This is a genomic window from Rhodovarius sp. (genome assembly GCF_040399605.1).
GTDB lineage: Bacteria > Pseudomonadota > Alphaproteobacteria > Acetobacterales > Acetobacteraceae > Rhodovarius > Rhodovarius crocodyli_A.
Map to the genome: position 1 here is coordinate 1,951 of NZ_JBBARU010000049.1, position 25,120 is coordinate 27,070.

The 25,120-nt window shown below is 65.7% G+C and carries 27 protein-coding genes, 1 other RNA gene and 1 pseudogene; 19 read left to right on the forward strand and 10 right to left on the reverse strand.

The features are described 5' to 3' along the window. A pseudogene (locus ABWP84_RS12710) lies at positions 1 to 392 on the reverse strand (hypothetical protein); the annotation flags it as partial. Positions 393 to 576: 184 nt separating this feature from the next. On the opposite strand from ABWP84_RS12710, the gene ABWP84_RS12715 reads away from it, so the two are divergent. After that, positions 577 to 1,341 (forward strand): SapC family protein, encoded by a 765-nt coding sequence (locus ABWP84_RS12715; RefSeq protein WP_353212409.1) that lies wholly within the window; start codon positions 577 to 579, stop codon positions 1,339 to 1,341. A gap of 54 nt (positions 1,342 to 1,395) precedes the next feature. Further along, positions 1,396 to 1,956, forward strand: a complete 561-nt coding sequence (locus ABWP84_RS12720; protein WP_353212410.1) for a NifU family protein — start codon at positions 1,396 to 1,398, stop codon at positions 1,954 to 1,956. Between the two features lie 297 nt (positions 1,957 to 2,253). Here the strand turns inward: ABWP84_RS12720 and ABWP84_RS12725 are convergent, their stop codons facing one another. Beyond that, entirely contained in the window at positions 2,254 to 2,868 is a 615-nt protein-coding gene (locus ABWP84_RS12725; RefSeq protein WP_353212411.1) for a histidine phosphatase family protein, read from the reverse strand. A 100-nt stretch (positions 2,869 to 2,968) separates the two neighbouring features. Here ABWP84_RS12725 and ABWP84_RS12730 point away from each other — a divergent pair, with 100 nt between their 5' ends. Both ABWP84_RS12730 and ABWP84_RS12735 read left to right on the forward strand, forming a co-directional pair. After that, positions 2,969 to 3,610: a Tim44/TimA family putative adaptor protein gene (locus ABWP84_RS12730; protein ID WP_353212412.1), complete on the forward strand. Its 642-nt coding sequence runs from the start codon at positions 2,969 to 2,971 to the stop codon at positions 3,608 to 3,610. Further along, positions 3,558 to 4,685, forward strand: coding sequence for an MltA domain-containing protein (locus tag ABWP84_RS12735; protein ID WP_353212413.1), 1,128 nt, complete (start codon positions 3,558 to 3,560; stop codon positions 4,683 to 4,685). The genes ABWP84_RS12730 and ABWP84_RS12735 overlap by 53 nt, the downstream gene beginning before the upstream one ends. Positions 4,686 to 4,931: 246 nt before the next feature. Here the strand turns inward: ABWP84_RS12735 and ABWP84_RS12740 are convergent, their stop codons facing one another. Further along, positions 4,932 to 5,405 (reverse strand): MarR family transcriptional regulator, encoded by a 474-nt coding sequence (locus tag ABWP84_RS12740; RefSeq protein WP_353212414.1) that lies wholly within the window; start codon positions 5,403 to 5,405, stop codon positions 4,932 to 4,934. Positions 5,406 to 5,808: 403 nt separating this feature from the next. Here ABWP84_RS12740 and ABWP84_RS12745 point away from each other — a divergent pair, with 403 nt between their 5' ends. The 4 genes from ABWP84_RS12745 (at position 5,809) to ABWP84_RS12760 (ending at position 10,466) form a co-directional block, all read left to right on the forward strand. Then, complete coding sequence (locus ABWP84_RS12745; RefSeq protein WP_353212415.1) at positions 5,809 to 6,840, forward strand: 2,5-dihydroxypyridine 5,6-dioxygenase; 1,032 nt, start codon at positions 5,809 to 5,811, stop codon at positions 6,838 to 6,840. Beyond that, complete coding sequence (locus ABWP84_RS12750; RefSeq protein ID WP_353212416.1) at positions 6,837 to 7,580, forward strand: alpha/beta fold hydrolase; 744 nt, start codon at positions 6,837 to 6,839, stop codon at positions 7,578 to 7,580. Before ABWP84_RS12745 ends, ABWP84_RS12750 begins: the two co-directional genes overlap by 4 nt. Positions 7,581 to 7,647: 67 nt before the next feature. After that, positions 7,648 to 8,913: an acyl-CoA dehydrogenase family protein gene (locus ABWP84_RS12755; RefSeq protein WP_353212417.1), complete on the forward strand. Its 1,266-nt coding sequence runs from the start codon at positions 7,648 to 7,650 to the stop codon at positions 8,911 to 8,913. Positions 8,914 to 8,933: 20 nt separating this feature from the next. After that, positions 8,934 to 10,466, forward strand: coding sequence for an AMP-binding protein (locus ABWP84_RS12760; protein WP_353212418.1), 1,533 nt, complete (start codon positions 8,934 to 8,936; stop codon positions 10,464 to 10,466). A 9-nt stretch (positions 10,467 to 10,475) separates the two neighbouring features. Here ABWP84_RS12760 and ABWP84_RS12765 read toward each other — a convergent pair whose 3' ends face one another. The 3 genes from ABWP84_RS12765 to thyX are packed head-to-tail and all read right to left on the reverse strand — an operon-like array spanning position 10,476 to position 12,839. Beyond that, positions 10,476 to 11,333 (reverse strand): PfkB family carbohydrate kinase, encoded by an 858-nt coding sequence (locus tag ABWP84_RS12765; RefSeq protein WP_353212419.1) that lies wholly within the window; start codon positions 11,331 to 11,333, stop codon positions 10,476 to 10,478. Further along, positions 11,330 to 11,911 carry an HD domain-containing protein gene (locus ABWP84_RS12770; protein WP_353212420.1) on the reverse strand — a complete coding sequence of 194 codons (582 nt, stop codon included), beginning with the start codon at positions 11,909 to 11,911 and terminating at the stop codon, positions 11,330 to 11,332. Before ABWP84_RS12770 ends, ABWP84_RS12765 begins: the two co-directional genes overlap by 4 nt. Further along, entirely contained in the window at positions 11,904 to 12,839 is a 936-nt protein-coding gene (gene thyX, locus ABWP84_RS12775; RefSeq protein WP_353212421.1) for an FAD-dependent thymidylate synthase, read from the reverse strand. Before thyX ends, ABWP84_RS12770 begins: the two co-directional genes overlap by 8 nt. Positions 12,840 to 12,871: 32 nt before the next feature. On the opposite strand from thyX, the gene ssrA reads away from it, so the two are divergent. The 11 genes from ssrA (at position 12,872) to ada (ending at position 20,816) form a co-directional block, all read left to right on the forward strand. Further along, positions 12,872 to 13,333, forward strand: a transfer-messenger RNA (tmRNA) gene (ssrA, locus tag ABWP84_RS12780). 68 nt (positions 13,334 to 13,401) lie between these two features. Next, positions 13,402 to 13,902 (forward strand): ClpXP protease specificity-enhancing factor SspB, encoded by a 501-nt coding sequence (locus ABWP84_RS12785; RefSeq protein ID WP_353212422.1) that lies wholly within the window; start codon positions 13,402 to 13,404, stop codon positions 13,900 to 13,902. 99 nt (positions 13,903 to 14,001) lie between these two features. Next, positions 14,002 to 15,663, forward strand: coding sequence for a fumarate hydratase (locus ABWP84_RS12790; protein ID WP_353212435.1), 1,662 nt, complete (start codon positions 14,002 to 14,004; stop codon positions 15,661 to 15,663). After that, complete coding sequence (locus ABWP84_RS12795) at positions 15,663 to 15,902, forward strand: DUF1272 domain-containing protein (RefSeq protein ID WP_353212423.1); 240 nt, start codon at positions 15,663 to 15,665, stop codon at positions 15,900 to 15,902. Before ABWP84_RS12790 ends, ABWP84_RS12795 begins: the two co-directional genes overlap by 1 nt. Continuing rightward, positions 15,899 to 16,114, forward strand: coding sequence for a hypothetical protein (locus tag ABWP84_RS12800; protein ID WP_353212424.1), 216 nt, complete (start codon positions 15,899 to 15,901; stop codon positions 16,112 to 16,114). The genes ABWP84_RS12795 and ABWP84_RS12800 overlap by 4 nt, the downstream gene beginning before the upstream one ends. Beyond that, positions 16,111 to 16,500 carry a RidA family protein gene (locus ABWP84_RS12805; RefSeq protein ID WP_353212425.1) on the forward strand — a complete coding sequence of 130 codons (390 nt, stop codon included), beginning with the start codon at positions 16,111 to 16,113 and terminating at the stop codon, positions 16,498 to 16,500. Before ABWP84_RS12800 ends, ABWP84_RS12805 begins: the two co-directional genes overlap by 4 nt. Positions 16,501 to 16,503: 3 nt before the next feature. Further along, complete coding sequence (locus ABWP84_RS12810) at positions 16,504 to 16,902, forward strand: VOC family protein (RefSeq protein WP_353212426.1); 399 nt, start codon at positions 16,504 to 16,506, stop codon at positions 16,900 to 16,902. Positions 16,903 to 16,945: 43 nt separating this feature from the next. After that, the gene (locus ABWP84_RS12815) at positions 16,946 to 18,127 is read left to right on the forward strand and encodes an aminotransferase class V-fold PLP-dependent enzyme (protein ID WP_353212427.1); all 1,182 of its coding nucleotides are present in this window, start codon (positions 16,946 to 16,948) and stop codon (positions 18,125 to 18,127) included. After that, the gene (locus ABWP84_RS12820) at positions 18,124 to 19,101 is read left to right on the forward strand and encodes a tripartite tricarboxylate transporter substrate binding protein (protein WP_353212428.1); all 978 of its coding nucleotides are present in this window, start codon (positions 18,124 to 18,126) and stop codon (positions 19,099 to 19,101) included. Before ABWP84_RS12815 ends, ABWP84_RS12820 begins: the two co-directional genes overlap by 4 nt. A 39-nt stretch (positions 19,102 to 19,140) precedes the next feature. Continuing rightward, the gene (locus tag ABWP84_RS12825) at positions 19,141 to 19,698 is read left to right on the forward strand and encodes a hypothetical protein (protein ID WP_353212429.1); all 558 of its coding nucleotides are present in this window, start codon (positions 19,141 to 19,143) and stop codon (positions 19,696 to 19,698) included. 53 nt (positions 19,699 to 19,751) lie between these two features. Further along, positions 19,752 to 20,816 (forward strand): bifunctional DNA-binding transcriptional regulator/O6-methylguanine-DNA methyltransferase Ada, encoded by a 1,065-nt coding sequence (ada, locus tag ABWP84_RS12830; protein WP_353212430.1) that lies wholly within the window; start codon positions 19,752 to 19,754, stop codon positions 20,814 to 20,816. On the opposite strand, the gene aat is transcribed toward ada, so the two are convergent. The 4 genes from aat to ABWP84_RS12850 all read right to left on the reverse strand — a co-directional run bounded on the left by aat (position 20,737) and on the right by ABWP84_RS12850 (position 25,019). Beyond that, positions 20,737 to 21,441, reverse strand: coding sequence for a leucyl/phenylalanyl-tRNA--protein transferase (gene aat, locus ABWP84_RS12835; RefSeq protein ID WP_353212431.1), 705 nt, complete (start codon positions 21,439 to 21,441; stop codon positions 20,737 to 20,739). The genes ada and aat overlap by 80 nt on opposite strands. A gap of 273 nt (positions 21,442 to 21,714) precedes the next feature. Further along, the gene (locus tag ABWP84_RS12840; RefSeq protein ID WP_353212432.1) at positions 21,715 to 22,455 is read right to left on the reverse strand and encodes a hypothetical protein; all 741 of its coding nucleotides are present in this window, start codon (positions 22,453 to 22,455) and stop codon (positions 21,715 to 21,717) included. Then, positions 22,455 to 22,970 carry a GcrA family cell cycle regulator gene (locus tag ABWP84_RS12845; RefSeq protein WP_353212433.1) on the reverse strand — a complete coding sequence of 172 codons (516 nt, stop codon included), beginning with the start codon at positions 22,968 to 22,970 and terminating at the stop codon, positions 22,455 to 22,457. Before ABWP84_RS12845 ends, ABWP84_RS12840 begins: the two co-directional genes overlap by 1 nt. Positions 22,971 to 23,096: 126 nt before the next feature. Continuing rightward, the gene (locus tag ABWP84_RS12850) at positions 23,097 to 25,019 is read right to left on the reverse strand and encodes a TonB-dependent receptor domain-containing protein (protein WP_353212434.1); all 1,923 of its coding nucleotides are present in this window, start codon (positions 25,017 to 25,019) and stop codon (positions 23,097 to 23,099) included. Between the last annotated feature and the right edge of the window lie 101 nt (positions 25,020 to 25,120).

The following is a 25,120-nucleotide window of genomic DNA, read 5'->3' on the forward strand; positions in this document are numbered from 1 at the left end:
CTATCGGTCACGCCGCTGCCACCGCGATAGCTGCCGCGGCCGCGGCCCGGGCCGTCATTGGGGTCGTTATCGGTGACCCCGCTGCCACCGCGATAGCCGCTCCGGCCCCGGCCGGGCCCGTCATTGGGATCGCGATCGGTGACGCCGGTCGTCGAGCCTCGGCCAGCGCCTACGCCATCACGGGGGTCACTATCGGTGGCACCACGGCTGCCACGGCCCCGGCCCGCTGTGTCATTGGGGTCACTGTCGGTCGTGCGCTGGGCCTGCGCATCGCCCGGCGCGGCCGCACCGGCAGCGCCCATACCGGCCATGGCGGCACCACGGTTGATCACCAGGCGGCGCGTCAGCCGGCCCTTTGCCGCGGCATTTTTCCCCGGGCTATCCTCGGACATGGCACAACACCCTCCCTGATGTGGTAATCACGAATGTCGATGACACCAAAGACCTGATCAAGCCTTTCCCACGAAAGCCTATGCCTGGGCGTCCTTACAATCCCGCAATCCAAGACCGCCCGCAATCTTGCAAAGAATTATGTGCAAAACAATAATATGCAAATCAGCCAATCATAGGAAAACAATGTCCGAACCCACCGCCACGCCGGCCACAGCGCCGCTCCTGCCCCCACTCTACAATGCCCTGGAGCCGCTCTCCCCGCAGCGCCATGCCGCGCTGCGCCTGCGCCAAGGCGACTACACATTTGCGGCAGGGATATCGGCCATTCCCCTAGCGGCCGAGGAATTCGCCGCTGCCAGCCGCCATTACCCCATCGTCTTCACCACCGCGATGCCGCATATGCCCATGGCACTCATGAGCCTGCTGGCCGATATCAATACCTTTGTTGACGCCAATGGCGCCTGGCAGCCGGGCAAATATATCCCTGCCTATCTCCGCCGTTTCCCCTTCTTCCTGGCCCAAATGGCCGAGGGCCGCGATGAGATGGCCCTATGCATGGATACCTCCGCGACGCAGGCCAGCAGCACCGAGGGTGAGGTATTATTCGGCGCCGATGGCAAACCCAACCCCTTTCTGGACCAAGCCTTCGCCTTCTGCCGCAGCCTCGAGGCGGCCATGCAGCAGACCCTCGCGCTGAGCAATATCCTGACCGGCCTGAACCTGCTGCAACCCGCCGCCATGCAGTTCGAGCAGAATGGCAAGCCCACCAAGATAGACGGCTTCCACGCCATCCAGCGTGACGCCTTCGCCACCCTGCCCGCCGAAAAACTGGCCGAACTGCGTGACAATGGCGTGCTGGACCTGATCTACGCCCATTTCACATCAATGGGCGCCATGCAGGAACTGGCAGCCCGCAGCGCCGCCCGCGCCCGCCCTCTTGTCGGCTGACCCATAACGGACCACTTTGGTCTGCAAAGCATCAGTTGAGGGTCGCACAGACACATGTTTATCGAAACCGAAGGCACGCCCAACCCCGCCACCCTGAAATTCCTGCCCGGGCGGGATGTGATGGGACCGCGCGGCACGGCGGATTTCATCTCGGCCGAGGTTGCGGTGCGCAGCCCACTCGCCACCCGCGTCTTCGCACTCCCCGGCGTCGCGCGGGTTTTTCTGGGTGGCGAATTCATCACCGTCACCAAGGCCGATGACGCGGATTGGATGGCCCTGCGCCCCGCAGTGCTCTCGGCCGTGATGGCGCATTACGTCGCTGGCCTGCCCATCCTTGAAGGCGAAGAGGATCTCGAGGCCGAGGATACCGACCCCGCCGATGCCGAAATCGTCGCCACCATCAAGGAATTGCTCGATACCCGCGTGCGCCCCGCCGTGGCGGGCGATGGCGGTGACATCGTCTTCCGTGGCTTCCGCGATGGGGTGGTAAAGCTGCTCATGCAGGGCGCCTGCTCCGGCTGCCCCTCCTCGCGCGCCACGCTCAAGCATGGCGTGGAGAATATGCTGCGCCATTACGTGCCCGAAGTGCTGAGCGTGGAGCAGGTGGAGGCGTAAAACCCTTTCCCTCCGCGCCCGGTGGTGCTCTTCGCCGAAAAGGGCGCGCCGGCCGCCTTGGCCGCGTAACCCGGCGCTTCTGGCGGGCGGCTGACAAACGAATGGTGGGGGAAACAAGATCGAGGGGCTTTGCCCCTCGAGCACCCCAGGAGGAAACTGAGTTTCCTCCACCTTCGTTAAATTATTGATTTTAAAAGTAATCAAAGGTCCAGGAAAATGATTTTCCTGGTGGGTGAGTGCGAGAGGCCAAAGCCCTTTCGCTCCTCTTCCCCGCCATCAGCATTCTTCAGCAACCGGCTAATGATGCCGCCACACCACATTTTCCGGCGCCGCCTCGCGCGGGTCTGCCTGCAGCCACTCCCCATTGCCCATCGAGCGGCCGGTAAAGGCCAGAATAAACCCCCAATGCGACACCACAACCGTATGCGCCCAATCCTCGCGCGCGGCGATTTCGCTGCGGAAACCATGCGCACGGGTCACCACCGCATGCTCCGGCTCCTCCGTCCCCGGCCACCAGATATCCTCAATGCCGTCAAACGCCACATGGGGGAATTCGCGCGCAACAACGCTGATCGGCCGCCCGACATCGCAGGTAAAGGCGTAACGCTCCCGCACCTGGGGCGTGACATGAATCGGCAGGCCCAGCTTCTCGGCCAGCGGTGCCGCCGTTTGCAGCGCCCTTGTATAGGGCGAGGCGATGATGCGGCGAATATTCTGCCCCGCCAGCCCCTCAGCCGCATCGGCCGCCTGCTGGTGGCCCAAATCGGTCAATCGGGGGTCGATAATGCCCGGGTCCACCCTGGTGCGGCTGAAATGCAGGTTGAATTCGCTCTGGCCATGGCGCAGCAGGATCATCGCATCATCCTCAGATTGCTCCTGGCGGCGATACAGGGCTGAAGGCCAATGGTCCATAGATGGAGATTCTGTCATTGAAACATTGCATCACGGACATCTGGTCATTGTAGGCGAAGCCGCCGCACCCTAATTAGACCGTTCAGGAGTTATCATCGCCATGCAAGGCAGCTTTCCCTTCGATCTCATTCTCTTCGGCATGGTGGCCGCGTTTCTGGTGCTGCGCCTGCGCAGCGTGCTGGGCAAACGCCAGGGCTTTGAGCGCCCGCCAGCCGATGCCCGGCCCGCCACCCCCATCGCCATGGGGCGCGAGGCGCCGCGCGGCCCCGCCGCCGCCGCACCCATCGTCAGCGGCGTCGCCGCGCAAACCATCAGCCGCATCGGCGCCATCGATACCAGCTTCGAGCCCGCAGCCTTCCTCGGCGGTGCCGAAGGGGCGTTTCGCATGATCGTCACCGCCTTCGCCGCCGGCGACAGGCAGACGCTGCGCGGCCTGCTCAGTGACGACACCTATGCCGGTTTCGAACTGGCCATCACCGGCCGCGAAAATGCCGGCGAGACCCAGCGCACCGAAATCCGCGCCATCAACGCTGTCAGCATTGATGCCGCCGAGCTGCGCGGCGCGCTGGCCGATATCACCGTGCGCTTCGTGACCGACCAGGTGAATATGACCACTGCCAAGAGCGGCGAGGTGATCAGCGGCTCCGATGCGATCACCGAACTCACCGATCTATGGACCTTCCAGCGCGATGTCGCCGACAAAGACCCAACCTGGCGCCTGGTGGCGACGCGCAGCCTGTAGGCTACCGGCCGCGCTGGCGCTGCTCTGCCTGCAGGCCTGTACCCAAGGCCCCCAGCCCAATATCCCGCTCGATACATTGCCGGGCTGGCATGAGGATACGGTGCATGAGGCGCTTCCCGCCCTGCGCCGAAGCTGCGCCCGATGGTCCACAATGCCGCCCGACGCAGCCCTTGGCGGCCCGCCCGGGCCCGGGCGGCAAGTGGCCGATTGGGCCCCGGCCTGCCAGGCCATCGCCGCCTTGGAGGATCCGGTGGAGCCACGCGCGCTGCGCCGCCTCCTCGCTACCCATCTCCAGGCGCTCGACCAAGGCACCGGCACCCTGACAGGCTATTTCGAGCCCGTCCTACGCGGCAGCACAGCCCCTAGCCCGCGCCACACCACACCGCTTCACGCCCTGCCGCCCGACCCCGGCCCGCACCCCTCCCGCGCCGCCATCGAGGCCGGCGCCCTGCGCAACCGTGGCCTGGAACTGGTTTGGGTGGATGACGCCGTGGATGCGTTTTTCCTGCATATTCAAGGCAGCGGCCGGGTGGTGCTGGCCGATGGCACGGTGCTGCGCCTGGGCTATGCCGGGCAGAATGGCCTGCCCTATTTCGCCATTGGCCGGCTGCTGATCCAGCGCGGCGAGATCGACCGCGCGGCCATGAGCATGCAGGCCATCCAGGCCTGGTTGCGCCAGGCCAGCCCCGCCGCAGCGGCCGAGGTGATGCAGGCCAATCCATCCTACATCTTCTTCCGCCCGCTGGAGGGGCTGGCAGCCCATGAGGGGCCGCTGGGCTCCTTCGGCGTGCCGCTGACCCCACAACGCTCAGTGGCGGTGGATGTCGAACACGTGCCCCAGGGCGCGCCGGTATTCATGGCCGGGGTGGAGAATATGCCGCCAAGGCTGCTGGTGGCACAGGATACGGGCGGCGCCATTCGCGGCCCCGCCCGGGCCGATCTGTTCTGGGGCTGGGGCGATGAGGCCGGCGCCAGGGCCGGCGGACTCAATCAGCCCGCCCGCATCTTCGTGCTCGTCCCGCGGCAGCCTGCGCCGCGTTCACTGCGCATGGTCCAGCCATTGCCGAGAGAATGATTCAAGGTCTTCGATCATTCCGTCTCAACGGATCAAGCTCTGATGGTGAAGGAAAAAAGAGCGAAAGGGCTTTGCCCTCTCGCGCTCTCCCACCAGGAAAATCATTTTCCTGGACCTTTGAATAGTTTTTATATCACTACTCAATCGAAGGTGCAGGAAACTGAGTTTCCTCCTGGGGTGCTCGAGGGGCAAAGCCCCTCGAACTTATTTCCCCGCGCTATCAGTCTTAAAGCCGCCTGCTAAGTCTCAGGCTGGAACCTGCATGCGCTTGCCGCGCTTATGCCGTGCAATCATGCCACGCAGCAGCGACTTGATGGCCGTCTCGTCCAGTTCCGGGTGGCGGGCGAGAACTTCGGTCTCGTGCTTCTTCGAGGCCACCAGCAGGTCATTCACCACGCCCTCGCCGCGCGGGGTCATCTGAATGCGCACCACGCGGCGGTCGCGCGCATCGGGCAGGCGCTTGACCAGGCCGTCACGCACCATCCGATCGAGCAGCTTGGTCATGGTGGGTTGCTGCAGCAGGCAGGCATCGGCCAGGCCGCTCACTGTCTCGCCCGGGCTGCCGGAGAGGGTGGCCAGCACCCGCCAAACCGGCACTGCAACGCCGGCGCGGCGCAGCACGCTGTGGAATTCGGCGGATACGACGTGCGAGGCCCGCGCCAGCAGGTACAGCAGATAATCGTCGATGAAGCGCGCCGATGTCGTTGAAATCTGATTCATGAGCCTAAACCTTTGCTGATAGAGGGCGCCGTTGGCGTATGTTTTCCCCGGGAAATCCTATTCGGAGCAAGGATACTCAGAATCGATCTATATTCCAGGGCCCATATTGGCGAGTTATGGAAGAGAAGCGTCGACCATTTGTACTCAAATGATGCCGATTGTTTCGAAGGAATGGGAGTTTTGCGAGGTGAACTGAGATATCCCGGCCAGTCTCAACAAAAATGACGATATGTCGCAATATTAAGCATGCCAAAGAAGATTGTTCTTTGGCCTTGTTAGTCCACCCATTGCCGAGCCTTGATCACCGGCCCCGGATGGCGGAATGGCCCGCCCTGCAACACGCCTTGGCAAGAACGCTGCCCCAGCACTAAGTTTTTGAAGAGAGTTGGGAAGGCACGACCACATGCTCGTCGATCGATTAGAGCCGCATTGGCTGGCCGCATTCGCAACCATCATCCAGCAATGCAAGCCCGCACCAGCAGAGGTGGTGTGCCTGCTCATGGAAACACAGTCCCGCGCTATAAATGTTGATCTGGCAGAGCTGGCGGCGTTGCAGGCTGGCTTGCGGCCCTTCCGTTGCGTGCTGCCCAGCCCCGCCATCACCACCGCGGTGCCCTTGCGCTCCACCGGGGCGTCCCGCGCGCTGCAAGGCCACCCAGCGGCGCTGGCCGCCCTCAAGGCCTCCTCCCTGGTGCTGGACCTCACCCTGGAGGGCCTGATGCACGCCCCCGAAACCCCGGAAATTCTCCAATCCGGCGCCCGCATCATGGTCATCAGCAATGAACATCCCGAGGCCCTGGCCCGCCTCGTGCCGCTGCCCGGTGACGACATCCCGGTGAAAGCCGCGGTCAAACGCCTGCGCGCCGCCCGTTCCATGCACGTCACCTCCGCCGCCGGCACCGACCTGCATGTGGCGATGACCGGCGCAACCACGGCGGGCGTCTGGGGCTGGACTGACCGCCCAGGCACGCTGGCGCATTGGCCCGGCGGCGTGGTGGTCAGCTTTCCCGCCGCCAATACCGTCCATGGCCGCCTGGTGCTCGATGCCGGCGACATCAACCTCACCTTCAAGCGCTACCTCACCGCCCCGGTCACACTCACCATCGAGAATGATCACATCGTGCAGATCGAGGGCAGCGGTGCCGATGCCGCCATGATGCGCCGCCACCTCGCGGCTTTTGACCGCAACGCCTATGCCGTCAGCCATGTCGGCTGGGGCCTCAACCCGCGCGCGCGCTACGAGGCGCTGAGCATGTATGATCAGCGCGACACCCAAGGCACCGAGCTGCGCTGCGTCGCCGGCAATTTCCTTTTCAGCACCGGCGCGAACGAGTTTGCCGGCCGCTTCACCCAAGGCCATTTCGACCTCCCCGTCTTCAACACCACCATTGCGCTGGATGGCGAGGTGGTGGTGCGCGAGGGGGTGGTGCTGTGAGCGCCTTCCTCACCTTCGGCGAAGGCGCGCCCCTGGTCTGCCTGTACGGCATCGGCGGCGCCGCGCATTTGTGGGAAGCCACCGCCGCCGGCCTGCCCGGCCACAACATCCTGGCCTGGAACCAACCCGGCTATGGCGGCACAGCGCTGATCGACCCGCTCACCTTCCCCGCCTTGGCCGATACCCTGGCCGCCCAGCTCGACGCCCCGCAGATCGACCTCCTTGGCCATTCCATGGGCGGCATGATCGCCATGGAATTCGCCCTCCGCCACCCCGAGCGCGTCCGCCGCCTCATCCTCTACGCCACCACCCCAGCCTTCGGCGGCCGCGACCCCGCCTTTGCGCAAGAATTCCTCGCCGCCCGCCTGGGCCCGCTGAATTCGGGAAAAACCATGGCCGAATGCGCCGCCACCCTGGCCGGCGGCATGTGCGGCCCGGGCGCTGACCCCGCCGCCGAACCCGCCATCATCGCCGCCATGGCCGAGGTCCCCGAAGCCAGCTACCGCGCCACCCTGGCCTGCCTCACCAGTTTCGACCGCCGGGCCGAAATCGCCTCCATCACCGCCCCCACACTGTGCCTCGCCGGCGAATTGGACAAAGCCGCCCCCGCCCGCACCATGGCCCGCATGGCCGAAACCATCCCCGGCGCCCGCTATGCCGTGGTGGCGGGTGCCGGCCATATGCTGCATGTCGAGCAGCCGGCGAATTTCCAGGCAGCGCTGCGCGACTTCCTGGCCTGACCACCCAGCGCCCCGCCGCCACACCAAGCTGACATATGAAATTTCATGATCTATACTCCGCCCCAGCATGGATCAGCCGCTCCCCACCACCACCCTCGAGGCGCCAATCTTCGACCCGCGCGCCTTCCGCCTCACCCCCTTCGAAGCTGATCTGACCACCCGCGCCCGCGAATTCGGCGCCCGCATCCTCGCCCCGCGCGCACAAAAATGGGACCGCGAGGCCGCTTTCCCCATTGATAATTACCGCGACATGCACGCCGAAGGCTGGCTCGGCATCTGCATCCCGCGCGCGGAAGGCGGCCTGGGCGCTGATTTCCGCGCCTATTGCCTCGCCGCCGCCGAACTCGGCCGCCATTGCGGCGCCACCGCGCTCACCTGGAACATGCATGTCTGCTCCACGCTGTGGACCGGCCTGCTGACCGATGATTTGCAAATGGACGCCCCCACCCGCGCCGAACACCAGGCCCGCCGCGCCATCCATTACCGCCGCATCCTCGAAGACGGTGCCATCTACTCCCAGCCCTTCTCCGAAGGTGGCGCTGCCGCCGCCGGCGCCGCCGCCTTCGGCACCACGGCGAAGCGCGTCGAAGGCGGCTTCCTGGTCAATGGCAAAAAAATCTTCGCCTCCCTCTCCGGCCACGCCCAGCAATACGGCATCCTCTGCACCGATGTGACCGACGGCGCCGCCTCGCGCCGCAACACCCTCTACCTCGCCATCCCCGCCAATGCGCCCGGCGTCTCCGTTGCCGGCGAATGGGACCCCTTGGGCATGCGCGGCACCGTCAGCCGCAACCTGCTCTTTGCGGATGTCTTCGTCCCCAGCACCGCCTCGCTGATGCCCGATGGGCTGTATTTCCAGGCCGCCACGCGCTGGCCGCACATGTTCCTCACCCTCAGCCCCACCTATATGGGATTGGCCCAGGCGGCATTCGATTTCACCGTTCGCTACCTGCGCGGCGAACAGCCCGGCACGTCCCCGGTCAAGCGCCGCATGTACCCCACCAAACAAATCGCCGTCGCCGAAATGCGCGTCATGCTTGAACAAACCAAGGCGCTGTGGTTCCAGGCCATTTCCGAAGCCGGCCCCGACCCTTCAAAGGAGTCCATGCTCCGCGCCCTCGCCGCGCAAAACACCGTGATGGAAAATGCCAATGCCATCGCAACAAAGGCCGTGCGCAGCTGCGGCGGCCAGGCCATGCTGAAAACCCTGCCCCTGGAACGCATCTACCGCGATAGCCGCTGCGGCTCCCTCATGCTGCCCTGGACGGCGGAACTGTGCATCGACCGTATCGGCAGGGATTCACTCTATGAGCGTGGCGAAACCGATGAATGAAGGCGCATAACGGCGGCACAATGAAGACCGCCAAGATCATCGCCTTCCCCCAGCGCCCCAAACGCCAGTCCCAGCCCCGCGCCGAGGCGCTGCCGGCCGAGGCCACGCTCTGGTCCGTCTTCGCTGAACGTTGCGAACGCAACCCCCGTAAGCGCGCCGTGCGCGACGCCGATGGCTCGATGACCTATGCCGAGCTGCTCGCCCTCTCTGCCCAACTCAGCCGCATTTTCCTGCGCGAGGCTGAGCGCAATCCCGCCCGCCGGATGATCGGCATGCTGGGCCAGAACAGCGCCATCCACCTCGCCACCCTGCTGGGCTGCGCCCGCGCCGGCCTCGCCATGGTGCCCATCAATTGGCGCCTAGCGGAGGAGGAATGGTGCTGGCAGGCCCGCGCCTCCGGGCTCTGCGCCGTGGTCGAGGGCTTCGGCCACCGCATGCCGCAGGATGTCATGGCCGTCGAAGCCATCACCGCCATCGGCCAATCCACCATCCGCCTGCTGCCGCGTGAGCCGGTGGTGGGCACCGAACTCGGCCGCGCCGCGCTGCCCGCTTTGGTGGGCTATACCTCCGGCACCACCGGCCGGCCCAAGGGCGCCATCCTCACCCAGGCCGCCCTACTGGCCAATGCCACCAATGCCCAGGCGCTGTTCGAGATCACCCCCGATGACCGGGTGCTCACCATCCTGCCCATGTTCCATGTCGGCGGCCTCAATATCCAAACCCTGCCGGCGCTGCTGGCCGGTGCCGAGATCATCCTGCAACAAAAATTCGACGCCGATGAATTCTTCGACGCCCTGGCCCAGCACCGCCCCACGCTCACGCTCTTGGTGCCTGCAGTGATGGCCGCCCTCATCGCCCATCCGCGTTGGAAAAGCGCCGATCTCTCCTGCCTGCGCGCCGCCGGGGCCGGCTCCTCCATCGTGCCCCTGCCGCTGATCGAAGCCTTCCAGTCCCGCGGCGTGCCCATCCAACAGGTTTATGGCAGCACCGAAACCGCACCCATCACCATCGCCCAAAGCCGCGAGGAGGCCCTCGCCGCCCCCGGCTCCATCGGCCGCCCGGCGGCACTCAGCGAGGCCCGGCTCGGCCCATTGGGCGAGATTCAGGTCAAGGGCCCCAACATCATGCAGGGTTACCTCAACAACCCACAGGCCACCGCCGAAGCCTTTGCCGATGGCTGGTTCCGCACCGGCGATATCGGCCGGGTGGATGCCGATGGCCGCTGGTGGTTCACCGATCGCCTGCACCACATCATCATCTCAGGCGGCGAAAACATCTCCCCCGCCGAGGTCGAGCGCGTGCTGGCCACCGCCCCCGGCGTGCTGGAATGCGCCGTCATCGGCAAGCCCGACGCAAAATGGGGCGAGGTGCCGCTCGCCGTGGTGGTTCCAGGCGAAGGTTTTGATCTGCATCACGTTCTCGACGTGTTCGAGGGCCAGTTGGCCCGCTTCAAACAACCCCGAGAAGTCGCCGTGGTCGCCGCCCTGCCGCGCAACGCACTCGGCAAGCTGGATCTGCCCGCCCTGCGCGCCCTCGTCCTGCGCGAGACATAACCCGCAAACCTACCCCGCCAATGCGCTGATCGCCCGCGCATCCGCTGACCATGCGCCCATCCTGGTGCAAGCCAGTGCCCCGGCGGCATTGGCCCGACGCAGCACCGCCGCCCAGTCCAGCCCCGCCAGCAACCCCGCCGCCAGCGCGCCGCACCAGGCATCGCCAGCACCCACCGTATCGGCCACCGCCACCGGAAAACCGGGGCAATGCAGCGCCAGCCCAGGCCCCGCCAATTCCGCCCCCGCTTCACCCAAGGTGCGCGCCACAATGCAGCCCAGCGCCGCATGCAGCGAAGCCGCATCAGCCCCGCAACCATGTAACCCTGCGAGAAACGCCGCCTCCGGCTCATTCACCACCAAAATATCCGGCAACCCCGGCAGCGCCGCCGCGGGCGCCAGATTCAGCACCACCCGCATCCCCCCCGCCCGCGCGCGCGCGATCAACGCCGCATTCTCCGCCACCGGCACCTCCATCTGCAGCAGCACAAGGCCGCCAGGCGTGACCGGCACAGCCCCCGCCCGGGCCAACCGATTGGCGCCGGAGGAGACGGCAATCTGATTGCGCCCCTGCCCATCCACCATCACCGCCGCCATGGCAGTGGGCGCCGAAACCTCGGCCAGACCACTAATATCCACCCCGGCTTCCATCAGCGTGGCCCGCAGCATCGCGCCATGCGCATCCGCCCCCACGGCACCACAAAACCGCGTCACCGCCCCGGCCCTCGCCGCGGCAATGGCCTGGTTCAGCCCCTTGCCGCCAGGAATAGCCGCCCCCGCCTCGCCCAACACCGTCTCCCCCGGCGCGGGAAGCTGCGGCAGCGAAAACACAAAATCCGCATTGGCCGAACCAAACACCACAAGGCTCATGGCCGCAGCAGCCCCTCCGCCATGGCGCGCTCATACAGCGCCTCGATCATCACCCCGAAGGGCCCGCCCAGATCAATCGCCGGCTGCATGCGCTTCAGACTCCGCGCGCGGGTGAGCCCCACCTCGGCCCAGGCCGGCGCGCCGCAATGCACCTGCTGGGCAAAACCCTGCAGCCGGTCGCAGCCCATGGCGAAACGGGCATCGGGTGTCTCCTGCGCCTCAAATTCCCGCCACAAAGCCTGAAATTTCTCGGCCAAATCCGGCGCAAGCCGACCAAAAATAGCCTCCGCCGCCCTCTCCTCCCGCGCCGCCTGCGTCAACAACCCGGCCTCGTCAAAGGCAAAAGTATCGCCGGCCTCAATCTCCACCACATCATGCAGCGCAATCATGCTCAGCACCCGGCCCATATCCGGCCGCGGCGTCACCTCGCCCTCCAGCAGCACGGCAATCAGCGCCACATGCCAGGCATGTTCGGCCGAATTCTCCAGCCGCCCCTCGCTCCGCGCCGCGCGCTGCACATGCTTCAGCCGGTCGGTCAGGGCGATGAAATCCAGCAGCGCGCTCAGCCGCTCATTCACGCCCCAGCGTCTCCATCAATTCCCGCCATTCCCGCTTGGAGAGCCCGCTGCCCGCCTGTTCCACCACCTCACCCGCCAACATCCGACGCACAATCGACAGCATTTGCGACGACATCGTCACCGCCCCCATCCGGTAATCGGCAAAGGCCTCATAGCAATGCGGCACCCAGGCCTGCACCGTCTTCAGCATCGCCTCGGCATAGACACGAATTTCGTATTGCGCATGCCCATCCGCCCGCAGCGACAGGAAATGCAGCAGATTGTGCAAATCCGTCTTCCAGTACCATTGCGTATAGGTGTTCAGCGTCAGGTTCATCCGCGCCAATTCGCGCGCCAGGCCCGAGCGGGCGGCATCGCGCGGCTGCCCGGCCTCATCCTCATTCAGCATCTCGAGATAATGATCATAAGTCTGCGTCGCATCATCGCGCAGCAGCCGCAGCACCCGCTCCGCCTCGGCGCCTTGCAGCACCGCGCCGCGGCCCTGGCGATTATCGCTGCTCTGCGCCGCCAATTGCTCGGGCTGCGGCACATAAAATTCCCGGTCCAGCACTGAATACCGCGCCGAATACTCATTCACATTCGCCGTGCGATGGCGGATCCATTGCCGCGCGATAAAAATCGGCAGCTTGATGTGATATTTGATCTCGCACATTTCAAACGGCGTCGAATGCCGATGCCGCATCAAATAGCGGATCAACCCGCGATCCTCATTCGCCGCCTTGGTGCCGCGCCCGTAACTCACCCGGGCAGACTGCACCACCGCCGCATCATCGCCCATGTAATCCACCACGCGGATGAAACCATGGTCGAGCACGGGTATCGCCTGGGCCAGCATGGCCTCCAGCGCCGGCACCACGGGCCGGGCGGTGGGCATGCGGTGGGAAGCGGCCTCAGCCACTTCGGCGATCTGTTCAGGGGTTAATGCCATTGCGGGGCCTCCATCGCTTCTGCGATACGGCCCCCCTCGTAAGCCGGCAAGGGCTGCGCTATATGACACTCGTTACCTCGGTGACTATGGCGATAAACGGTACGTGGAATAAGCGTTGCGGACCCGGGGGCAGTGCCCGGCGTCTCCATTTTATTGATGAGGTTTGTGCTGGTTCTGAATGGCCGGGGCATGCTGAAGGAGAGACCGAGGGGGCCTTAGGCTGCTGGGTTTTTCAGTGAGGTTTGTGCTGGTTCTGAATGGCCGGGGCATGCTGAAGGAGAGACTAGGGGGCCGGTCGGCTGTCTGGTCGCTTGGTTTGGGGACGAAACAGTCTCGACGCGCGCGGTAAAGACGTGCCTTTTGCCCGGCATTGTACCGCCGTCATCGGGCTAAATCACAAGTGCCAATGATAACGTTCGCGAGAACGTGGCGCTCGCTGCCTAGAGATAGGTAAGCGCTGCCCGGGGGGAGCAGGGCAACAGAATCCCCCCACTTCCCTGCCGCCTGGGCGGATTGGCGCAGGGCCACCACAAGCCTATGCTTCCGCCTTCAGGACAGCCGAATGACCGAAGACAACACACCCGAAAGCCTACTCCCCTACGAGCGATGGACCGAGAACGCCCTGCGCGCCGTCGTGCTCGACGCGCTGGAACACGCCGCCCGCGAGGGCCTGCCGGGCGAGCACCATTTCTACATCAGCTTCCGCACCGACCATCCCGGCGTCTCCATCCCCGCCCATCTCAAGGCGCGCTACCCCACCGAGATCACCATCGTCCTGCAACACCGCTTCTGGGACCTCAAGGTCGATCGCGCCAAGCCTGGCTTTTCCGTGGGCCTGAGCTTCGGCGGCCTGCCGTCGCAACTCGTCGTCCCCCTCGAAGCACTCACGGCCTTTCACGACCCCCATATCCGCTTCGGCCTGCGCTTCGAGCCCGAGGCCTTCGAGCCCACACCAGAACCAGCCCCAGCCGCGGAGCCCGAACCCGCCCCCAGCGAGGCCCCAGCCCCCGCCAGCCAGCCCCAGGTCGTGAGCCTCGACGCCTTCCGCCGCAAGCGGGACTGACCACCCGCCCCAGCCAAATGGCAGGGTCATGTTTTCGGCGGGATGACGCGCCCGCCCGGCCAGGGTATTCCTAGGCCAAACAATCGCCCCGAGGCCGCCATGCCGCTCGATACCAAGACCCCTTCCACGGGTCGCCCCGCCGATTTCGCCTTCAGCACCGGCTTCCCGCTGGCGGAGGACACAACCCCCTATCGCAAGCTGGACATTGCCGGCGTCTCGACCATCACGGTCGAGGGCAAGACCGTGCTCAAGGTCAAGCCCGAGGCGCTGGAGGAATTGGCCCGCATCGCCTGCCACGACGTCTCGCATCTGTTGCGCCCCGCCCATCTCGCCCAGCTCGGCAAAATCCTGCAGGACCCCGAGGCCAGCGCGAATGACCGCTTCGTCGCCCTCGACCTGCTGAAAAACGCCAATATCGCCGCCGGCGGCGTGCTGCCCATGTGCCAGGACACCGGCACCGCCATCGTCTTCGGCAAGAAGGGCCAGCGCGTCTGGGTCGAGGGTGATGAGGAGGAGGCGCTGAGCTACGGCGTCGCCCGCACCTATACCGAGACCAATCTGCGCTATTCGATGATGGCGCCCGTTACCATGTTCGACGAGGTGAACACCGGCAACAATATGCCGGTGGAATTCTCCATCATGGCCGCCCCGGGCGAACACCACGCCGATGAATTCCACCTGATGTTCATCCTCAAAGGCGGCGGCTCGGCCAATAAGACCTTCCTCTACCAGCAAACCCGCGCCACGCTGAACAAGCCCAAACTCCTCGCCTTCATCGAGGAAAAGGTGAAGACGCTGGGCACCTCCGCCTGCCCGCCCTACCACCTTTCCATAGTCATCGGCGGCACCAGCGCCGAGGCCAATCTCAAGGCCGTGAAGCTCGGCAGCACCAAATGGCTCGATGGCCTGCCCGCCACCGGCGGCAAATCCGGCCACGCCATCCGCGACCATGAGCTGGAAGCGGAAGTGCATAAACTCACCCAAAACCTCGGCATCGGCGCGCAATTCGGCGGCAAGTATTTCTGCCACGATGTGCGCGTCATCCGCATGTCCCGCCACGGTGCCTCGCTACCCATCGGCATCGGCGTCTCGTGCAGCGCCGACCGCCAAATCAAGGCCAAGATCACCCCCGAAGGCGTCTTCCTCGAACAGCTGGAAACCGACCCAGCCCATTACCTGCCCGAGCACACCGACGACATCATGGGCGGCGAGGTGGTCAAAATCGACCTCAACCAGCCCATGGACGCCATCCGCGCCACATTGACACAATACCCGGTGAAAACCCGCGTCTCGCTCACCGGCACCATCGTCGTCGGCCGCGACATCGCCCATGCCAAGCTGCAAGAGCGCCTCGATGCCGGCCTAGGCCTGCCGCAATATCTAAAGGACCACCCGATCTACTATGCCGGCCCGGCCAAGACCCCCGAGGGCTTCGCCACCGGCAGCTTCGGCCCCACCACCGCCGGCCGCATGGACAGCTATGTCGAGGCCTTCCAGAAGGCCGGCGGCTCGCTGGTCATGCTGGCCAAGGGCAACCGCTCCCGCGCCGTGCTGAATGCCTGCAAGACCTATGGCGGCTTCTACCTCGGCTCGGTCGGCGGCCCCGCCGCCCGCCTGGCGCAGGACTGCATCCGCAAGGTCGAGGTGCTGGAATACCCCGAACTCGGCATGGAGGCGGTCTGGAAGATCGAGGTCGAGGATTTCCCCGCCTTCATCGTCGTCGATGACAAGGGCAATGATTTCTATGATGGGCTGGAATAATGCTCGCCCTGCGCCCCGGCTGTGAATGCTGCGACCGCGACCTTCCACCGGAAAGCCGCGACGCGCTGATCTGCTCCTTCGAATGCACCTGGTGCCGCGACTGTGCGGAGCAGAAACTGGCCATGCGCTGCCCCAATTGCGGTGGCGAATTGGTCGCCCGCCCGGTGCGCCCGGCCGATAAACTCGCCAAATTCCCCGCCAGCACAGAGCGTATTTTCCGCGCCGAGCGCTGCGCATGACCGGCTTCACCTTCGACCTCGCCTTCCGCGAAGCAGGGCAACCAGCCCTGGATGCCGTCGAACTCGACGGCATCCCCCAGCCCGGCCAAAAACTGCGCATCACCCGCCATGGCCAGGATCACGACCTCTTCATCATCCAGATCACCTGGTTTCACGCCCCCGGCGCACTCTCCAAATCCGGCCTTCTCACCCTCTCGGAGCATTTCCCATGACCCGTCGTCTGATCAGCTCTGGCTCGCGCTTCGAAGAAGAAATCGGCTATTCCCGCGCCGTCGTCGATGGCGACATGATCTATGTCTCCGGCACCACCGGCTATAATTACGCCACCATGACCATCGTCGATGACGTCGCCGGCCAGGCCGCGCAGACCTTCGACAACATCGCCGCCGCCCTCGCCCAGGCCGATGCGACACTCGATGACGTGGTCCGCGTGATGTTCATCGTGCCCAACCGCGCCGATTGGGAACCCTGCTGGCCAGTCATCAAGCGCTATCTCGGCCAGGCCCGCCCCGCCTCCACCCTCATCCATGCCGGTTTGCAGACGGATGCGATGAAGATCGAAATCGAAGTCACGGCCAAGCGCCGCAAAGGAGACTGAGCCATGCGCTTTTCCGTCGATCGTCTCGACCATCTCGTCATCAATTGCAGCGATGTCGAAACCTCCGCCGCCTGGTACCAGCGCGTGCTGGGCATGGAGCGCGAGACCTTCGGTAAGGACAACCGCACCGCGCTGCGCTTCGGCGGCCAAAAGATCAATCTCCGCCCGCATAACCATGACATCGTCAAATGGCACACCGGCGCCAATACCGCCCCCGGCAGCCAGGATCTCTGCTTCATCGTCACGGTGAGCGCCGAGGAAATCGCCAAACACCTCACCACCTGCGGCATCAGCATCGTCGAGGGCCCGGTTCAAAAGGCCGGCGCGCTCGGCAGCATCAACAGCGTCTATTGCCGCGACCCTGACGGCAACCTGATCGAGATCAGCACCTACGGCGATTGAGCGCCGCCCCACCCAACCCGCCCATCGTCATAAAGGAAACACCATGAACGCCATCGCCCCGCGCGGAAGAATGTTCTTCGCCAATCCCGGCCCGACGAACATCCCCGACAGCATCCAGCATGCCGTGGCCCGGCCCAGCATCGACTTCAACGATGCCGCCTTCTTCGCGATCTATGAAAAATGCGTCGCCGGCCTCAAGCGCCTCCTCAAGACCGAGCAGCATCTCTTCCTCTACACCGCCTCAGGCCATGGCGCCTGGGAGGCCAGCATGGCCAACCTCTTCTCCGCCGGCGACACGCTGCTGGTGATCGAGACCGGGCATTTCTCCGAATCCTGGGGCAAGATGGGCCGCGCCCTCGGCCTGAACATCGAAACCGTCGCCGCCGATTGGACCAAAGGCGTCGATTTCGCCGCCCTGCGTGCCGCGCTCGCCGCCGATACCGGCCACCGCATCAAGGGCGTCTGCGCCGTGCAGAATGAAACGGCCACCGGCGTCATGCTGCCGCTGCCCGAAGTCCGCGCCGCGCTCGACGCCACCAACCACCCCGCCCTCTTCCTCTCCGACACCATTTCCTCCCTCGGCTGCCTGCCCTTCGAGATGGATGCCTGGGGCATTGATTGCGTCGTCGGCGGCAGCCAGAAGGGCCTGATGCTGCCCACCGGCATGAGCTTCACCGGCGTCTCCAACAAGGCGCTGGAAGCCCATAAATCCTCCACCATCCCCAAGCATTACTTCGACTGGACGGAGATGGGCGGCCGCCGCCACAAGAGTTTTGTTGGTACCGTACCCACCAGCCTGTTCTACGGGCTGGAGGAATCGCTCCGCCTCATCGAGGAAGAGACGCTCGAAGGCGTCCTCGCCCGCCACACCCGCCTGGCAAAGGCCGTTCGCGCCGCCGTGCGCCATTGGGCAGGCAATGGCGATGGCGTCACCCTGTTCTGCCAGAATGCCGAGCGCGCCTCCGACAGCGTCACCGCCATCCTGGTCCCCGAAGGTCATGACGCCGACCGCGTGCGCGCCACCGCCCGCAACAGCTTCAACGTCTCGCTCGGTGCCGGCCTGAACAAGCTGGCCGGCCGCGTCTTCCGCATCGGCCATCTGGGTGACCTGAATGAGCCGATGATCCTGGGCACCCTCGCCAGCGTGGAAATGGCGCTGAAACTCAACGGCGTGCCGCACCGCCCCGGCGGCGTGGCCGCCGCTATGGAGAGCCTCACGGCATGAAGCGCCGCGCGCTGCTCGCCCTCGCCCCGGCGGCAGCGGCGGCGCAACCCGCCGGCTGGCCGGATCGGCCGATCACCCTGATCTCGCCCTTCCTGGCCGGCGGCAGCACCGATATCGTCGCCCGCATCCTCGCCGAGCGGATCTCCCCTCGCCTCGGCGCCAATGCCCGGGTGATCGTGGAAAACCGCGCCGGCGCGGGCGGCTCCATCGGCAGCGACTGGGTGAAAAACCGCGCGCCCGATGGCTACACTTGGCTCCTCGCCAGCGCCTCCAGCCACGGGACCAATCCCGCTGCCCTGCCCAATGTCACGCCCTATGATCCTGTGACGGATTTCTCCCCCATCGCGGTGCTGGGCGATGCGCCCATGGTGCTGGCCGTGCCGTATTCTTCGCCCTTCCGCACCGCGCCAGAACTCTGGGCCTATGCCCGTGCCAACCCCGGCAAACTCTCCTGGGGCACCTCCGGCGCCGGCGGCATCGGGCATTTGACCGGCGAGTTCATGCGCGTCCTCGCCGGCGGCTTCAACACCGAATTCATCCCCTATCGCGGCGGCTCGGCGGTGCTCGAAGCCCTGGCAAAATCCGAGATCGATTACGCGCTCGAAGTCCTGGCCAGCTCCGCCCCCGCCCTGCGCGACAATATCTCCCGCGGGCTCGCCGTCACCACCCCCCGCCGGCACCACCTCTTCCCCGATATCCCCACCATGCAGGAGCTGGGGCTGGAGGGTTTCAACATTTCCACCTGGAACGTCATCCTCGGCCCGCGCGGCATGGAGCCCGGCCTGGTCCGGCACATCAACGCCCAGATCAACGCCGTGCTGACCGACCCTCTGGCCGCCCAGCGCCTGATCAGTGCCGGCCTCGACCCCACCCCCGGCGGCAGCACGCCCGAGAGCACGGCAGCTTATATCCGGGTGGAGGTGGCGAAATTCCGCGATATCGTCGCCCGCGCCGGCCTGCGGCTGGCGCGATAAGCCTTGCGCTGCAGGGGCCGATCTCGCCATCCTGCCACCATGCGGCCGCTGCTTCTCCTCCTGCTCCTGGCCATGCCCGCCCTGGCCCAGCCCACCCCCCGTGCCCCCACCCCGGCGCAGCTTGAACTCGACCGCGCCTTCGAGGCCCTGCGCACCGCCCCCGATGAGCCCAGCGCGCATATCGTCGAGCAGCGCATCCGCCAATTGATAGCCGCGCGCGCCACCCCCGCCATCGCCCTGCTGCTCAGCCGCGGCCAACGCAACCTGGCCAGCGACCTGGCCGAGGAGGCGCTGGAGGATTTCGACGCCGCCATCACCCTGGCCCCCGAGGCCACCGAGCCCTGGCTCGGCCGCGCCCTCGCCCATCACGCCACCGGCGACGCCCCGGCCGCCGCGCGCGACCTGCAACAGGTGCTGCGGCTGGAACCGCGCCACTGGCAGGCCCTGCAACAACTCGCCCAATGGCAGGAGGAGGCCGGCGATGATGCCGGCGCGCTGCGCAGCATCGAGGCCGCGCTGGCCATCCACCCCCGGCTGCGCGGCGGCGAGGCCCGGCTGCGCGACCTCCGCCGCAAGGCCCTGGGTGACGACGCCTAAGCCAGCGCAACCCCCGGATGGCCCGCCCCCCGCCACCCGCCCATAATCCCGCCATGGACCTTCCCGCCCCCACCCTCGAAGACATCCGCTGGCAGGCCGTGCTGGCCCGCAGCCAGGAGCAAAACTTCCTCTACGCCGTTACCACCCAGGGCGTGTATTGCCGCCCCGGCTGCCCCTCACGCCCACCGCTGCGCCGCAATGCCCGCTTCTACGCCGATGCCCCCGCCGCCGAAGCCGCCGGCTTCCGTGCCTGCAAACGCTGCGACCCCAAGGGCGAGCGCGCCGCCATGCAGCGCGCGGGCGTGGAAGCCGCCATGCGCATGATCGAAACCGCCGAAACCATCCCCTCGCTGGAGGCACTGGCCAACAACGCCGGCTATGCCCGCCACCATTTCCTGCGCCTGTTCAAGGAGATCGCCGGCGTCACCCCGCGCTCCTATGCCGAGAGCGTGCGCGGCCGCCGCCTCTCCGCCGCCCTGGCCGAGGGTACCCGCGTCGCCGATGCGGTGGCCGAGGCCGGCTTTGGCAGCGAAAGCCGGGTCTATGAAACCCCAGGCCGGCATCTGGGCATGACCCCCGGCGCCGCCCGGCGCGGCGGCCAGGGCGAGACCATCCTCACCGCCCGCGCCCAATCCGCCATGGGCCCGCTGCTGGTTGGCGCGACCGTGGCCGGCATTTGCTTCATCGGCTTCGCCGAGGATTTCGCCGCACTCGAAGGCGACCTCCGCCACCGCTTCCCCGCCGCGCGGGTGGAAGCGGCGCCCGATGCGCTGGCCGAAACCATGCGCGCCATCATCACCTATATCGAGGAACCAAAAGCCGCCCTCGCCCTGCCGCTGGATTTGCGCGGCACCGCCTTCCAGCGCCGCGTCTGGGAGGCCCTGCAACGCATCCCCTTTGGCGAAACCCGCAGCTATTCCGCCCTGGCCGCCGCCATGGACATGCCCCGCGCCACCCGCGCTGTCGCCCGCGCCTGCGCCCAGAACCATGTCTCCCTCGCGGTGCCCTGCCACCGCGTGGTGGGGCAGGATGGCAGCCTCACCGGCTATCGCTGGGGCCTGGCGCGCAAGAAGCGTCTTCTGGAGCAGGAGCGCGCAGCGCGCGGATCGCCTGATTGAGCAATTCCGGTGCGGGCGCATTCTCCCACACCACATCCTGATCCACCGCCTGCGCCAGCCTGGCCTTATACACCGCGCGGGGAATTTCCATCGTGCCGAACTGCGCCAGATGGCCGGTGATGAACTGGGTATCGAGCAGCGAAAACCCCATCAGCTGCAGCCGTGCCACCAAATGCACCAACGCCACCTTGGACGCATCCCGCGCGCGGGAAAACATGCTCTCGCCAAAGAACACCCCACCCAGCGTCACGCCATAGAGCCCGCCGACCATGGCGCCGTCCTGCCACACCTCGATGGAATGGGCATGGCCCATCTCATGCAGCGCGGTGAACAGCGCCTCGATCTGGGTATTGATCCAGGTCTCCTCCCGCCCCGGCGCGGGGGCGGCGCAGAGCCCGATGGTCGCCCGAAAATCCTGGTCGCAGGTCACGCTGAACCCGCCACCCAAGACGGTGCGGGCCAGTCGGCGCGGCAGGTGAAACCCATCCAGCGGCAGCACGCCGCGCATTTCCGGGTCAAGCCAATAAAGCCGCGCCGAACCCCGCGCCTCAGCCATGGGGAAAAGCCCGGCGCGATACGCCCGCAGCATCAGATCAGGCGTGATCTCGGTAGGGCGACGGCTCATGCGCCGGTATGGTAGCGGCCAGCGGGCCGCATCTCCAAGCCCTTAGCAGGCTGCGGGAAAACGAACGGTGAGGGAAAGTAAGATCTAGGGGCTTTGCCCCTCGAGCACCCCAGCAGGAAACTTAGTTTCCTGCACCTTCGTTAGATTATTGATTTTAATAATTTTCAAAGGTCCGGGAAAAACGCCGACATAAATGTCTATCCTGGTGGGAGAGCGCGAGAGGGCAAAGCTCTTTCGCTCTTTTCCTCTGCATCAAGGTTTTTCAGGACCCCGTTAGATCACCAGTTCGACCGGTATCCCCCGGCAATCCATTTCCCAATCCAGCCCGACAATCGGCGGACGGCAATAATGCCACTCAATCCCCAGCGCCGGCGCCCCGCGCCCCAGCACCTCACCCGCCAAAATCGGGTGCGGATCAAACACGGTATAAAGATTCACCGCCGTCGCCTGGGCATAATTCACGCCCAGCACGCCCATCCGCCGCTCCATCTCGCCCATCACATGGGCGCATTTCAGCGAAAGACCGGCCGGCGAGGTATCCCCCCGCGCCACAATGCTTTCCTCATAAGTGGCGCCACCCTCGCGTGCCTCGCCATTGCCGGCAACGACAAAGCTGGCCCCAGCCGCCGCATCCGGCCTTGCATAGGTGAAGGCAAAGAACCCCGGCTCGCCAGGCGGCGCCACTTCGGGGCACACATTGCTGCGCGCCACCGGATTGGTCTCGCCCAGAAACACCCCCCATTCCTGCAAGGTGCCTGCGTAAATCTTGTTGAAGGCGGCAAAACCCGCCTCACTGAAGGGCGCCGGGCTGCGCAATTCACAGGCGCAAAACGCCGTCAGCGGCAGGCCCAGCCCCTCAAGATGCGCCTTGATGCGGGCAAACCCCTCGGCCAGCGGCACCGGCACCCGAAAGCGCGCCCGCTCCAGCCGAAAGCCCGGCAGGGCCACCACACCGCAGGAATACTGAAACACCCCGGGGGCATAGCCATAACCCCGCTCCGGCAAGGCCTGCATCAGGCGGCGTCCTCACGCCTGTCGCGCACTTTCACATAGGCAATCGCGGCGTGTTCGGCACAATAAGGCTTCGCCACCATGGCTTCGGCGGTGCAGAAGGTGAAGCCGGAGGTGCCGGGCTCACCAATGGGCCAGCAGCAGCTTTTGCCACCAACCCGCGGGAAGGGACGGGGTGCCGCAGCCACAGGCCGGGCCACCGGCACGGCGGGGGGCGGGGCTGCGGTCATCACCGGCGCTGGCCGGCGCGGCGGTGCGGCGGCGGCGGCGATTTGCGGCAGAGGCTCGCGCAAGGCGGCGCGCAGCGGCGGCAGGGTATGCCGCCGCGCCGGGGCTGGCTTGGCTGTGGCCACAACGTCACGGCGAATGGGGCTGGGCCGCGCCGGCAGGTTCAGGCGATGTGCCTTGCCCACCACGGCATTTTTGGAAACACCCATGCGCCGGCCGATCTCCGCCGTGCTGTAGCCCTCCGCCCAGAGAGCTCGCAAACGGTCGATGGCCTCCACTGTCCAATCCATATGCAGTCCCCCTTCTCGTCCTTATCTACCATATACGGTAGGCGAGAGGGGGTTCCGAACACAAGCGGTGGATTCATCCCTGGAAGACAAAACTGTGGACAAGCCCAACCGCACCCTGGGGCGGCATCACAGGGTGAAGCGCGTGCCGAACAAGATGGTGGTGCCGGGAATGACATAGCCGCTGGTCGGCTCGTAGCGGATATTGCCCAGGTTGCGGGCCTCCATGAACACCGAGATGCGTTCCTGCACGCGATAACTCACCACCAGATTGGCCGTGGTGCCGCCCTTCACTTGGGTCGCCTGGCTGAATTGCCCAAGATTGTCATACACATAATCCGGGCTGCGCCCCACAAAGAGGATCTCCGGCGCAATCGTCAGGCGCGGGATGGGCGTGATCCGCCCACTCAGCGACCAAAGATTCTCCGGCCGGCGCAGCAGGCGGCTATGGGTCGCGCTATCCAGCGCCAGCGTCCAGGTATAGGCGCCGCGCAGCTCGACATAGGGGCTCACCCGCGCGGTCAGGCCCAACTCAACCCCCTGAATATTCGCCCGCTCCACATTCACATAGCTGGTGAAACTGCTATTGGCGTTGATCAGATTGCGAAACCAGGACTGGAAATACGTCGCCGTGGCAGTGAGAAAGCGCGGCTGACCGAAGGCGGGAATATCCATATCACCACCCACCTCCCAACTCGAACTCCGCTCAGGCAAGAGGTTGGGATTGCCGCGAAAGCCGCTGCCCGTGATGCCATAGCGCTGAAACAGGCTCGGCGCGGCAAAACCCGTGCCCAGCGCGCTACGCAGCCGGGCGCGATACTCCGGCAATTCATACACCGCACCCAACCGATAGGTGGCCGCGCCGCCAAAGCCCGCCGTGTTGTCCACCCGCCCACCGGCCGAAAGATCCAGCCGCTGCAGCACCCGATATTGCAGATTCACAAACCCCGCATGGCTATCCTGGCTGGCATTGACGCTGCTGCGGTAAGGCGCACTGCCCGAGGCCGAATTGCTGGTCTCATGCACATAATTATAGCCAAAGCCCAGCGCCCCATCCCCGCCCCAGCCGCCCAGATCCGGCAGCCGGACCTGATTGCCCCAATCCACCACATTGCGGTTGCCGCGATACAAATCATAAGCCGTGGCGGACGAAAAATTGTCTGCCTGGTTGGCATAGCGCCGCCGGTCATTGCTCGCCCCCACCCGCAACCCCGTGGTCCAGGCGTCAAACAGCCTCGTCCCGCCGCGGATTTGCCCAGCCCAGCGGCGCTCCTCAGCAGAATAATTCGGGTCGTCAGCCAGAAAACCATCCAGGCCAAAATTGCTCTGCTGGAAGCGCAGCGTGCCCTCGATGCGGGTATTGGGCAGCGGGTTCCAGCCCAACCGCATGGAACTCGCCACGCCGCGATAGCCATCGGTCTCCGGCCGGTGCGGCTGCAGCCGCTGCGGGGTTATATTGTAGCCCGAGGTGGCAAGGCTCTGCCCCATCGCCAAATAATCGAAATCCCCCACCGTGCCGGACACGCCGCCATCGGCGCGAAATGTATTCTGGCTGCCGCCAGCCACGCTGCCAAAAACCTCCGCCTGCTTATCGGCCGGCGCCCGGCGGGTGACGATATTGACCACACCACCAATCGCGCTGCTGCCATACAGCGCGCTGGCCGGCCCGCGCAGCACCTCAACCCGCTCCACCCCCGCCAGCATCAGCGAGCCGAAATTAAACGCATTATTGGGGTCAGATGGATCATTGGCGGCAATGCCATCGATCAGCACCTGCACATGGCGAGAATTGGTGCCGCGAAAGAAGCCGCTGGTCAGCGCCCCCGGACCACCCTGCGGCACAACCCGCACGCCCGGCACGGTGGCCAGCGCATCGGCCAGCGTCCGGTAGCCGAAATCCTCAATATCAGCGCGGGTAATAATGCTGGTGGCGGCCGGCACCCGCTCCATCGCCACGGGAACCCGGGTGCCGGTCACGATGGTATCGGGAATGGCCTGCTGCGCCCAAACGGGCGCGGAGAGGGCGGTAAAAACAAGCAAGATGCGACGCATCAGATGAACTCCGAGCAAGGGTTCCCCCGCCGCCCGGATGACCGGCGGGGCAGTGCTCGTCGAACCCGCAAACGAAATGCGCGCAGGCTTCCCCGCACGTG